Raw genomic sequence first — 12,265 nt, forward strand, 5'->3', positions numbered from 1 at the left:
CATCTTGTTGGTCGCAACACGCAGTGATGAGATTGGCCCACAGGATTGGCGTGCTATAGACCATGCCTTTACGCACGACAGGATCGACAGTCAGAAAGTCCCGTTCGTTATAAACCTGAACCCAGTCAGCAGGACAGCCATTGAAGATCCGTACGTCAGGGCGCTGTATCGAGCTGGGGGAAATGAATCCCAAACGAAAATGGTCAAATCCCATCTGCTGACAAAGTGAGCGGAGTAAGGTCACGATAGACTGCTCATCAGTAGCGGTACCGAACTCGGTGATCAACGTCAGTGCATCGGTGGTATTGAGGAAGTAGAACGGAGTAATGGTCAATCGTTCGGCTTAAAAGCGAGTAAACATACTAAATACTATCAACAATCAATCAGATAGCACAATATCCCATCAGCTGTTGATGCGGTCTCGTATAAGTCACGCATCGAACCAACAGCCTTCCCCTGGAGCTTGATGCCTTTTGATAGGCAAGCGATCGGTACGGGTAGGGTCAGGTATCGATGTTGCGTTGATGTCGGGCGACTAATTGACACCAGGGGCGGCAAAGCAGGTCTCGCCACGTGAGGGGGCGTTGAGGTTCTACTGCTGATGAGGTTGCTGATGCTCGTCAACCCAGCATGGGAAGATTTGTGTCCAACGGGGTACGAGATAGTTCCGTACCAGCCAACATCAGATGGCATAGTGAATGGCATATCAAAAATCGCACATAAATAAAAAGCCCAAGCAATTTAATTGCTTGGGCTTATCATATGACGGTGAGGGAGGGATTCGAACCCTCACTTTTGTATATCACAGCACAAATATAACCTTTACATTCAATGGCTTACGAAATTAACATCGTTCATAAAAGCAGCGCAATTGGCTCAAGCTATTGCCATGAGATTTTTACATCTTTTATAAAGAGAAATTCTGAAATGTCAAGCACATGCTTTCTGACAATCGGAATCATGTTATCGTTTCTTCTGAATGACGAATCAATTTACGTCCTCGCGAACTCCTACTTTGCGGTAACGCCGCGTGAAGGTGAAGGGGTGAATGCCGCATAAACCAAGTTTCCGCAGAGCACTTTCACCACCAAAAAACACCGCATACTAAAAATGCCACGCGGCATGAATCGCTCTGGAACGCCATGTTAGGTGCGTTCCGATTAATCCAATTTTGGATACTTGTGCAACACTTCGATAGTTCCTATTTGAGTAGGATCACAAGTATACTCTGACTCTCCAAGCCAGTCTGCGCTATGGCTGTTGGGAGCGCTTAAAATTGCCTCAGATGAAACATAAGCACTCAATAAAACACCACCAGATTCAGCAGAATTTAGACCACGAGCAAACATTTCTGCTACCTGTTTTTTCGGGGTCCAGCAAAAGCCGATTAAGCCTTGGTCATAAAGAAATAGACATTCGCCACGATAAAGCTGAAGGTCACTACCATCATATTTTGGCAATATGAGCTTTAACCAATTGAGTATCAATTTATCATCGCTAACATTTCGGCGAATATGCCCACCATTTACAATCCAAAGCATATGCATACTATCGATGTCAAAAGAAAATTGCTCAATATTTTCAACTGCATATTTTATTGCTGACACCCACATTTTACTCGAAACATCGCATACATATTCTCCACTCATGATAGTGGAGGCTAACTCTTGATAATTGATACTGAACTCCTTAATTACCAAAAAGCATCTAACGTTTGATTAAGGGGGGGCTTTAGCCCGTCCCAGTGAGCGCAGCGAACGATTTCAACCAGTTGTTATATTCTATTTCCAATCTTTAATGATTCGGTCCTTAAAGATTGCCGTTGAGGAGCCCTTGTGTAGATACTCAATTACGCCGACCAGCTCTTTTGAAAAATCAATATTTACGGGGTTGATGATTGGTTTTTGAATAAAAAAATCAACCTCATAAGAAAGCATTTTAAGTCTTAGTCCATTATTAATGAGATACGCTTCTTTAAAAGTCTCTGAGTGGGTTAAGTCGCCGTACTCTCCATTCGCTTCCGAAACCAATCTAGACGCTAAGTCATATAGTGAGTAAGTTTCTTTTTTTACAACGTCTTCAATGAAGATTTCATTATTCATGCCTGACAAAATCAATTGGGAGCTTGTGTTTATATTTGTATTTTCATTTGCCCAGCCCCCGTCTATTCGAGGCCGAAAATTGGTTATTCTTGGGCAGGGTAGAATCTGCATTTCAATGTTAACTTCTCTAATCAGTGGGTTTCCGTCCTTGTCTTCCCAGTCATCATCACGTTGCTTGCGGACAATTAGAAGGTCCATTCGGTTGGCCTTTGCCTTTGCCTCTGCGCCACTTTGGTAGCCTGTCTTGGTGGCGAATACTGGCTTTAAGTCTGGTATGTCGCGTATTTTACCAATAAGAGCATCAATTTTTTCAATTGAAACGCGTGAAGCGTAATCTTTGCATTCAATTACTGTTTTGTATGTTACGCCAGCTAGTTCGTACTCCCAGTACAGATCAAATTCGCGCTCAATCCCGAAGTTATCGAGTATTTTCTTATTTATCTCGATTTCGATGTTCTTTTGTTCGGAGAATTTCTCTGAGTCCAAAAGTGCTTACTGAAGGCTTTTAACGAATTGTTCGTAATCTTTTCCATCAGACATTCGTGATATCTCTGTGAATATAAACTTTACTTGTGGGGTTGCGAAGCAATTCCACACCAATTTTTGTTAAACTTCGATTACTGATTGTTGGGATTGTAGAATACATCTGATTTAGCAGCAGGTATTTTGAAATTTTCAAAACCTATTTCCTGACCCTTTTCTTTGCAAGTTAGATAAATTGGGTGGCGTTTATTTTCACCTATCTTCTCTACACATATATCTATATTTTTACCACTTGCATGATATTCGTAGTATAGAGGCATGTTGTCAGGCTTGTTAATTGGGTTGAATGTAAACAAAAGGTTTGTTCTATTAATTGTGTTTTTATTGGGTTTTACTTTCCCGTAATGGAAGTGATATCCAAAATTGTGGTTTTCAATATCAACTCCATTTTTAGTGTTAGGTATTTTTAGTAAATATTGAAGATTCATGATCTTTTTAGGTGGGACTAAAATAGACTGTTTTTCAAGCAAAATTACATCTGAATAAATAGGCGTTGCGCTAATGGTTTCATAAAAAGTTGGATAGATGTCACCAATATCAACGTTGTCATTAAATTCAAGGCTCAGTTCTTGATTGCTTACTAATCTTTCCGCGTGTGATTCTAGTTTAAGGATTAGATTAATATAATCATCATTGTCAAATAACTCATGTTGAAAGTAATATAAATCCCTATCAAGTAGTATATTGTGGTTGAGTGTGCGAATGGCTTGATATGCTGCTTTTATAAAACGATGAGTGTTATTAGATATGGTATTCATAATTCTTACCGTAGAAGATTAACGTTTCAATTAGGCGGACGAAAAAACGCCGCTTTTTGATGGTCCACTGGAATGATTGGTTATTCCAGCACAACACCTTCTAACTCTACGAACCAGAAGCCTCCATGCTGTATCCAAGAAAAAATATATTGGCGATTCAAGGAGATCTTGATAGGTATCTTGGTGCTGCCAACCTGTGTAGTTAGCACCACAGGACCAGCCATATTTCCGTTGGAAATATCATAGTCCCAGCACTTACTTTCTTTCTTCTTGGGATTAACGAAGCCTTCTCGATCGTTCATGACAAGAGCAATCCCCCTGTCTGCCTTTTTCTCTTCACAGTACCGTTCGAGGATGTGCAGGTCGTCGTAGACATCTTTCATGAAAATGTCAGTGGCCCCGCGATTGCCTCCGGACGCAGCTTTGGTTCGGTAGCACTTAACCTCAATGGCTATTCGGTGAGTTGTTTGGCCTTTTAGTCCAACCACCAAGAGGTCAATTTCTCTTGATTTCCCCTCAACAGTCACGCCAGTTTCCAATTCGACATGACTGCTCTCGTCAGCCTCCACTGTTACTAGTGGCAGTGTTTGGCTGAGTATATTGGCGTAGTGCAGTTGCATGGAAGCTTCCTTGTTGACTCCAATGAGTCCTGCGCCAACTTTCCGTGAAAATACGTCCCATGCAAATGATATTGCAGCTCTTAGCCTTTCTTCAAAATTTCCGCTCAGCAAATCCATTGATGACCTCATGAGAAATGACTCTTTAATAACTGGCGCATAGGTTGGCGTTGTTTTTGCGTCTTTTTATTTCGCAAAACGATGACAGCCGTTATGCGTCCAGTTGATTAACCTGTTATCTCTGGCTGTATCTACGTGAGTACTTAATAAGATCGTAGGCACATACTATTTTTATGAACTGACTTTTTTCTCCTGTGGAGAAATCATCATATGCATGTTTTTTAAGTATATTTTCAAGATCGTTTAAATCAACCTTTTCTGGAGGGACAAAAACTGCCATCCTCAAAAATAAGTTGAAGTCTACGGCGTTATATAACTCTTCTATCCCCTCTTGTACCTGAGGAATGTTTTTTGAACGCTGTTCCTCATACCCACTAGGTCTCAGTTTTTCCACACCATGTTCTATTCGGGTTATTACTGAATCACATAGTCCGTCAATGGTTATTTCACCACTCTCGGTTATTAGCCCTGCACCGTTTAAATACTTATATATTGGAATGTTTACCTGACCTTTTATTAGATTCGGAAAGGCGTTAATAAGAATAGACGTATCGTCATAACCTCCGCTATCAAAAATAACATCCCTGACGATGTCTTCTCGAGTTACACCAATAATCCCTTGCTTAGCGATTTCCTCTGATTTCTTGATCTTGCTAATAGCTCCATAACCGACCACGAATTCTGGTTGCCCCTCAGCCCCATCTAAATCGTCAACATCTTTCACATAAAGTTTACCTTTAGGGTCGTTAGTCACCACGAGTTCGTATAGCTCATCCTTAATCTGTCGAAATATGTGTGCAGGGATTCGTCGTTTTACTTCTGAAAGAACTTCAAATATTTCCATGTACGAGCTTGCTTTAATGAGTTTAACTGGAAGTGTTTTTAGTATAATTGACTCAGTTAATACCGGCTCGTCGGCATCCGCAGACCACTCAACGAAAATAATATTTTCTTTTAATGCGTCCATCTTGCTTTCTGGGAAACACTCGACAATTTCCTCTAGGATTTCCAATATATGGGGGTCAGTTAATGAGTACCCTAAAAATATTATTGGATGCTCGATAAATATCGTTAGTAATTTTGACGATAAGTAAGGGTTCTTTTTACGAAAAAGTTCATAGTCTTGAGATGTTAATATAAGACTATTTGGCTCACTTGCACATCCGTGAATTTTGTATATTTCAGCAATTCCATGATTTCTACTAGAAAATAGCCCGTCTTGTCCCACAAAAACGGAGAACTCGCTAAAAATTGATTCTAGGAATAGATCCCAGTTCGTAGTAATGATACCATCAATTTTACTTGATGCTAAAAGCTCAATTTCTGCTTGATATTCTTCCAGTGTATTTTTATGAATATCTTTTAAATAGTCAGATATTTCAATCTTTAGTGGTGAGTCCTTCTTCAGCAAGTGCTCAGTGTAGCGTTCTTCTTTATCCCCTTTAATATCACTATCCCACCATTTATCACTATAAGATTGAGCTAGTATGCTGGCGATCTTCATTAGATCACCATCTGCTTGAGATCTGATTTTTGTGTAATTTCCACCAATCAATCCACAAAATCGCTTCAACAGTTCTTCCCAGTTTTCTGCACCAAGGTATCGCCTGGACATACCCGAACCAACGAAAAGGAATGGAGAGGCTGAAAATTTCTTAAAATGATCGGTGAGACTTTTCTTAAAAGTCATGAATCGTCCTTTTTTGTGATTCGAGATTTGGCATAACGCTGGAGTGAAGCTGCCCGCGTCAGCGGGTCCACTTGAATGACTTGTTATGCATTTTTACGCTGATGGAGAGAACGCATTAAGGATATAGAACAAAATGACAATTAACGAAATGATCATAAGATTTTTTAAGGCATCTCGCGTTATATCCCCTTCAACATAGGTGCTTATAGAAAGCACTGACAATGGAATAAACAAACTAACCCCGGTAAATCCAAATATAAAAAAAACAAAGACTCTCAGCTTTATAGACTGCTTTTCTAGCTTAAGAAATTTAAAAAAACGTGCAAATTCAACATTTTTTGATTTTGCATATGCACCGGCGCAGACAAACGACAAAGCCCAAAAGTCAACTAGAGTATCTGGATATAGCAACACCGAACAGTTCCGCTGGAAAGGAAAATACCGTATGCGCTAATCGACGATAGTAGTCAATGAAACTGGTAGCTATTGCCCCTATCCCTATACTAAACACCCGTTGAACAAAACTGATCAAGCTCATCGACGCAATAATCCAGCCGAGAACAGCATATACATCACGCCCAACTCTATTCGAATCGAAATTTTGCATAATTTAGTTCACTGATGCATAACAATTTATCATATGAAATGTTTCCGTATAGAAACATGTGGTTATTCTACATATCATAACTATTTTCTTGTAGTTTATCCATCTTATTATCAATTATTTCAATGTGTTATATCAAGGTTTTCCACATTGTCTGTAGGATAAAGGGGAACGTTTCCTCTATAACTACCCTAGGGCTCCACTAGTATATAAATACTGTTAATCTAAGGGGGATTATGATGCGTAAGCTTGGTTCACCTTTTCTTGTCAGTATCTGTATGAGCTGATGCTCACTGAGCGTTATGCCATGGCCACCATCAACCCCCATCTATATTGGATTGCATTCTTCATCCACAGCCAGCAGTAGCGTCACCCACTGAGCCTCGGAGACGCTGAGGTACAGCAATTCCTTACGTTCCTGGTCTGTGATCGACATGTCGCAGCAAAAACCCAGGCTCAGGCAGTCAATGCAATGCAATGCTCTCGTTTTTCTTTATAAATCTGGCTTATTACGCCCTCGCTATCGATGGCATGCCAACATAGCAGCAAGCCTCCCAGCAGCCTTCTCTAGACAACGCTACCGCCCGCTGGCTCACCGCCCCAGTCTGCGGCATTGCAATCGATTCTGTGTGCGCCAGCTTCCTTTGGGCAGAGTGTTTGACCTGCACCACGGCTCAATCGACGATTGCCATTAGCCGGTTGATACAATGAAACGAGTAATCTATAACATCGAGTTCATTTGGGCCTTTCTCATAATTTATTCAAAACTATCATGCTTTTACAACCATGAACATGAGCTATATCACGACTAAAACCAATATTATCAATGAAACGGCTTGGTTGCTTGGCATGACTCATGCGGACTGATAATCACCAACAAGGACGCAGAGGGGTTGATGTGGCTAATCTGCCGTTGAGCACTCAACGGCAATAAGAAAATCAGATTCTACCCAGTTTGCGTTTTACAACCTCATGCCCTAATTCACCTGTCGAGTGGTGGTGATCGGTAATCTTTATTGAATGTCATGGGTTACTTTGGTTAGATGCGGTTAAGCGAGTGAATCCCCTCTTAATCAGCCTCAGACCCTTGCCATGACTGCGTTTGAGGTAATGATGGTTAAGCTGAGTAAGTGAAGTTGCTATGAAGCGTGATGAGTGCTGGATGGGCTCTTATCAAGGTTTATTCAGTGTTTATATATAAATCACCTTAATCAATTAACCAAAAACCACTGTAGGTCAGTAATGGCGAGGGTTTGAGGCTGGTTAAGAAGCTAAAAAAACCACTTAACCTGCGCTTAACCAATTAATCATCTGTCCAACAGACGGGCAGAAAAAAGCCCTGCCTTGTCGGCAGGGCTTGTGGGCTATTTATCGGCTTTGCCCTTCTCTTTGGGGCTATCGACGGGCAAGCAGGTACTCGGTCCTATTAGAACGCGCCCTGCGGCTCTGGAGCTTGCCCTCGCTCGCGAGCAACCGGAGTGCCTTACCCCAACTACTCGCCATGCTCAGCCTCTCACCGTGGCGAGCGCACAGCTCGCTCGCCGTGAGCCATTCAGATGAGGCCAGTGGACGCGATAGATGGTGGTGGTAAATAACCTCATAATATGGACCCTTGTCTGTGTGAGCATCGTTTTCCGATGCAGCTAGTGCAGCTGTTGCATCATCCAGAAACCACGTTGCTCCTGACTCATAGCGCTCCCTTACCTCCAGCCAAAACTGGCGCAGTTGCTCAGGGTCTGTCTGGGACAAACGGCCTGCACTCCAGCTCCATCCAAGGATCGAATTCAGGCCCTCAACATCAGCTGCCGCAGCCAACTCGATAACAGCAAATCTCGCGTTACCGGTTGTATCCTTGAGAAAATCCGTCCCGTTGACCGTGGCAATATAGGAAGTCTGGCGCTTTTTGGTGGTCATGCTGCGGGCATAGGGTAGGCGATAGCTGTCGTTCTCTCGGGTCAAAAAAGCCTTGAGGCTACCCGCCTCATGTCGGGTCGTACTCTCAAGCTCAGCCAGCTCCACAACCCATGCAGACACTGCGCGACGAACATCATCAGGCTTGTCTGGATTGATGGCACAATCGAGGGTCGAACCTTGCACCACAGCAGCCAGACGGCTCACCCAGGCGCTTTTTCGATAGGACTGTGCCCCCACCAACACAGGCACCAATTTCGAGTACCAGCGCGGTTGATAGAGTGCAGCGACACACCCAACCAGCCATGCATGTAACACCGCACTCGCATAGACGGGATTAGCAGCATTGAGGGTAGCAATCACCGCATCGATGCGCGGTATCCCGTCCCACGGTGCCCCACGTTCGAGCCAGTGACGCACAGGGTGATAACTGTGGCGCTCACAAATCGCGATCAGGTGCTCCTCAATCACGGCATCCGGCACACCTGCCAACTGGCAGGCATCAACCAGCGCGGATCGCTGACCCGCCTCAGAGCCTCCCAGACGCTCACCATCCGCATCAGCCAGTTCTGCCTCACCCGTCATCAGGTTGTAGCGTGGATCCCAACCGTTGAATGTGATAAGAGCAAACAAATTCGAGCTGGTTTTGATGGGGCGGCCAGTAGGGCTCATATCCGGCAGAGTCAGCAGTTTACCCTGCATCACCGACCTGACAGCCTGCTGCACCTGTGGTGTGGCAGCACCGTCCTTCTGACCGTCATATGACGAAATATCATGCCCCGCTGTTTTGTTTTTATTATTTTTCATTTTTATTATCCTCGGTGTTATCACCTGATTGTTGTTATATATAACCTCTGCCATTTTCTACTTTTTAATTGAGTGGGGTAGTTAAAACATAAATGGCTCCACTCAATTAAATTCAAACCGTTTTTATGAATGGTATTGCGCCATCAATATGGGATGACCGTCACCGAGATATAGGTGTCAAGGTTGTTCCTCCTCGTCCCGAGTCAGACTCCACCTTGCCCCCTATACCCGCCTCCTTCGTCATCCCATATTGACCGCTTCATACCATCCATAAAAAAGGGTTCTCCACCCCACTCCGGTCGCTGCGCAACCTACGGGGGTTCCGGTCTCGTAACCTCGACACACCCCCATACTTACGTGCGTAAGTATGGTTTTCAACAGCCGTGCTTACGGTGTGTTTTAAATCATACTTACGGTTGTATTCTTTGCGTACTTACGTACTCTTTTCATGGCGCACTTACGTGCGCATCCGTAAGCGCTACATGTAATATTTTTCACGCCAATGAAGACCATCATTAGGTGTTTATATGTCCAATCATGACTATTTTTGATGAGTAAAGATTGAGAATATTACCGCGAGAAACCATCATCTTTTGATTTGTCTCTATTTATAAATGCAGCCATTCCTTTTCGCTTAACATTTGATTCCTCACTTGGCTCAACCACCATTATTGGTGTATTTGGCTGGATATAGCTTTTATTATCCGCAGACGGCACGCTGTGAGTCACTCTAATGTGGCTCAGGTCAGCATCAGCAGGACAACTCGGTAAACGTCCTCCTCTTGCTGATTTTCGATTTCCGTAACGATTAACTGAGGCTGTGGCCTGATGTCCCATCAAATAGGCAATTTGTACGCGGTCCATTCCGGAGGCTTTGAGCTCTGACCCCAATTGATGACGCCAACTATAAAATGTAGGGAGATGATTGCGCTTCGGCCATAAATTTTTTCCTGCAATGCGAAGTTTATCTTGCAACGATTTAATATTGGCGAACTGTGCTTCTCTGACTATTGAGCTTAACCAGCGAGGGTCAACGCCTTCAAATTGCAGAGTTCTGTCTGCACCACGAATACCATTATGGCTCTTTTTTGCCCCCACAATACGTACTTTATCGCCATTTACTGTAATGTCAGCAAGTTCAGCGGGCCTGATGCCAGTGTAGGAAAATAGTATTATCGCAGCAACCATTCTTATATCATCCCGCGCTTTGAAATAATCGATCAGCGCGGTTTGGTCAGCAGGATTGATGCTCTTAACCCTGTTCTGCTTTTTCTTAATTGGAGTATTGCTACCTTGAGCCGTGACTGGATTACGTAATCCCATAATGCGCTCAGCGGCCTCGACATAACCCAGATTTTTTTGATGATAGACAAGTGCTCCACGCAGACGACGCCAGTAGTCAGGACGATATTCAGGCGCGCAGGCCAACAGCTCATCTGAAATGTTTTTAGCTGTAACCTTGATGTTTTTTCTTTCAAGGCGAAGATAGATATTTTTTGCCAACATTTCGTATTCTAGTTTTGTTTTTTCTGTAGCCATTTTTATTCCTTAGGCTCTTAACGGCCCTTATTTAACGTATTATCGAATCAATAATATATCGATATGAATCACAGTAGTTATCGCTAATCTGATTGAGAATGCGGTTCACCAACATGTATGTTTTTCATTGATTGAGCAACCAGCCCTAATAAATATTGCTGAATTTGTGGGTCGGCAATTAATTTAGTCATGTCCAGTTCTGAGTTGTTGGCCGGAACCAGAGCTGGCTTCTCATTAAGGCGGAAACAACGAGCAAGAGCGTTTTCGGCTAATGTTTTGAAATCCGCAGCATCCTCAACTAACCATTTTCAATAATGGCGCCTTATCATTGCGGTACTTGTATGCCCCATCTGTTTGGCAATCCATTCGATATTAACACCTGCGGACAACAGTTGACTGGCATAGGTATGTCTAAATTGCGATGGCCCTCGGTAGGTAACGCCCGCAGTGGCACAAAACGGCTCAAAAAAATCCTCTCTGAATTCATCGACGCTGGTGTATTGACGTCGCTTATCCGGATAATAGGCTAATAAAGTCCGGCGCAGTTTGATCCGCGTACGATTGTCAGCACACATGACCGAAATCGCTTTCTCTTTGCGATGCCTAGCATGCTCCAGAAGGGTGCGAAGTGCCTGCACCGCGGGGACAGTCAACTCGACTGTTCGGCAGGAGCTTTTAGTTTTCGGCGTTTTATAGCAACCATCTACCAGGGCCAGATCAACACGCAGTGTGCGTTTATCCATGTCGATAGCCTCACGGCTAATTGCCAACAATTCGCTGATCCGCAGTCCAGTGGAAATACCAACCTGGATTATTGCTGCACCAATAGGGTTGATATGTTGATGTGCAATAAATAACTGGATCTCTGATTGCAGGAATGGCTGAGGCTCTACCACCTCAAATCGACAATTTTTGACATGACACATCGGATTGATTTTTATAATGCCATCTCGATAGGCCCTGTTAAATACCTGTCGCATAATGTCAATATATTGATTGACTGTGTTCCCTTTGAGGCGTTTTAGCAGTTTGGCAATATACATTTCGATGTCGGTTGCATTAATATCAACCAGCTTCTTTTTTCCCCATTTACGGATAAGCTGCCTGGCCTTTCTACACAAAACATCATAGGTTGCGTCTGATACCTGTTGATATTTTATGTTCAGGTGTTCCTCTACTGCGGTTTTGAACGTTTTTTCACGAGGATCTGATTTTAGATTGTTGTTGTTTTTCATGTGCACCCTGTTTTTATTATTATAATTTTGCGCAGGATTACATTCAGCAAAAACCAAGTCAAATAAAAAGTGAAACCTAACAAAAACTAATTTAATGTCAATTTTCAATATATTTGAAATAAATAAATTGTCAAATTAACGACCAGTAACAGCAGAAGCCTGTCACACTATTTTAATGATGAAAATCAACATGTTACTTTGCCAGGCAAGCACGTGAGTGGGTATACCTCACCCACTCAAATGCCTATTTGGCCTGATATTCAAAATTCGACTAAATCGCTGGGGATTGACTCGATTTTTTCTCGCAGCAACGCGATACCTAAATAACTGTTCCGAATA

General features: G+C 43.0%; 10 protein-coding genes. 1 reads left to right on the forward strand and 9 read right to left on the reverse strand.

Annotated features, from left to right (window positions below; genetic code table 11):
* The 6 genes from BN1135_RS21750 to BN1135_RS15600 all read right to left on the reverse strand — a co-directional run.
* A partial coding sequence (locus BN1135_RS21750; protein WP_189987095.1) for an autoinducer binding domain-containing protein occupies window positions 1-334 on the reverse strand: 334 nt, incomplete at its 3' end.
* A gap of 826 nt (window positions 335-1,160) precedes the next feature.
* Complete coding sequence (locus BN1135_RS21760) at window positions 1,161-1,649, reverse strand: hypothetical protein (protein ID WP_082186822.1); 489 nt, start codon at window positions 1,647-1,649, stop codon at window positions 1,161-1,163.
* A 132-nt stretch (window positions 1,650-1,781) separates the two neighbouring features.
* Window positions 1,782-2,588 (reverse strand): restriction endonuclease, encoded by an 807-nt coding sequence (locus BN1135_RS15585; protein ID WP_213391109.1) that lies wholly within the window; start codon window positions 2,586-2,588, stop codon window positions 1,782-1,784.
* Window positions 2,589-2,719: 131 nt separating this feature from the next.
* The gene (locus tag BN1135_RS15590; RefSeq protein ID WP_042022718.1) at window positions 2,720-3,403 is read right to left on the reverse strand and encodes a hypothetical protein; all 684 of its coding nucleotides are present in this window, start codon (window positions 3,401-3,403) and stop codon (window positions 2,720-2,722) included.
* Window positions 3,404-3,483: 80 nt separating this feature from the next.
* The gene (locus tag BN1135_RS15595) at window positions 3,484-4,140 is read right to left on the reverse strand and encodes a hypothetical protein (protein ID WP_042022720.1); all 657 of its coding nucleotides are present in this window, start codon (window positions 4,138-4,140) and stop codon (window positions 3,484-3,486) included.
* 115 nt (window positions 4,141-4,255) lie between these two features.
* Complete coding sequence (locus tag BN1135_RS15600; RefSeq protein WP_042022722.1) at window positions 4,256-5,830, reverse strand: SIR2 family protein; 1,575 nt, start codon at window positions 5,828-5,830, stop codon at window positions 4,256-4,258.
* Window positions 5,831-6,810: 980 nt separating this feature from the next.
* Here BN1135_RS15600 and BN1135_RS22675 point away from each other — a divergent pair.
* Window positions 6,811-6,933 carry a phage integrase N-terminal SAM-like domain-containing protein gene (locus BN1135_RS22675; RefSeq protein ID WP_367888852.1) on the forward strand — a complete coding sequence of 41 codons (123 nt, stop codon included), beginning with the start codon at window positions 6,811-6,813 and terminating at the stop codon, window positions 6,931-6,933.
* A gap of 896 nt (window positions 6,934-7,829) precedes the next feature.
* Here the strand turns inward: BN1135_RS22675 and BN1135_RS15605 are convergent.
* The 3 genes from BN1135_RS15605 to BN1135_RS15615 all read right to left on the reverse strand — a co-directional run bounded on the left by BN1135_RS15605 (window position 7,830) and on the right by BN1135_RS15615 (window position 11,926).
* The gene (locus BN1135_RS15605; RefSeq protein ID WP_223290146.1) at window positions 7,830-9,152 is read right to left on the reverse strand and encodes a VapE domain-containing protein; all 1,323 of its coding nucleotides are present in this window, start codon (window positions 9,150-9,152) and stop codon (window positions 7,830-7,832) included.
* Between the two features lie 570 nt (window positions 9,153-9,722).
* A complete protein-coding gene (locus BN1135_RS15610; protein WP_042022724.1) occupies window positions 9,723-10,691 on the reverse strand; it encodes a site-specific integrase in 969 nt (322 codons plus the stop codon).
* Between the two features lie 308 nt (window positions 10,692-10,999).
* Window positions 11,000-11,926, reverse strand: coding sequence for a tyrosine-type recombinase/integrase (locus tag BN1135_RS15615; RefSeq protein WP_223290147.1), 927 nt, complete (start codon window positions 11,924-11,926; stop codon window positions 11,000-11,002).
* Between the last annotated feature and the right edge of the window lie 339 nt (window positions 11,927-12,265).

Origin of the sequence: Aeromonas sobria (genome assembly GCF_000820145.1) — a bacterium.
In the GTDB taxonomy this organism is placed as follows: Bacteria; Pseudomonadota; Gammaproteobacteria; order Enterobacterales; family Aeromonadaceae; genus Aeromonas; species Aeromonas sobria.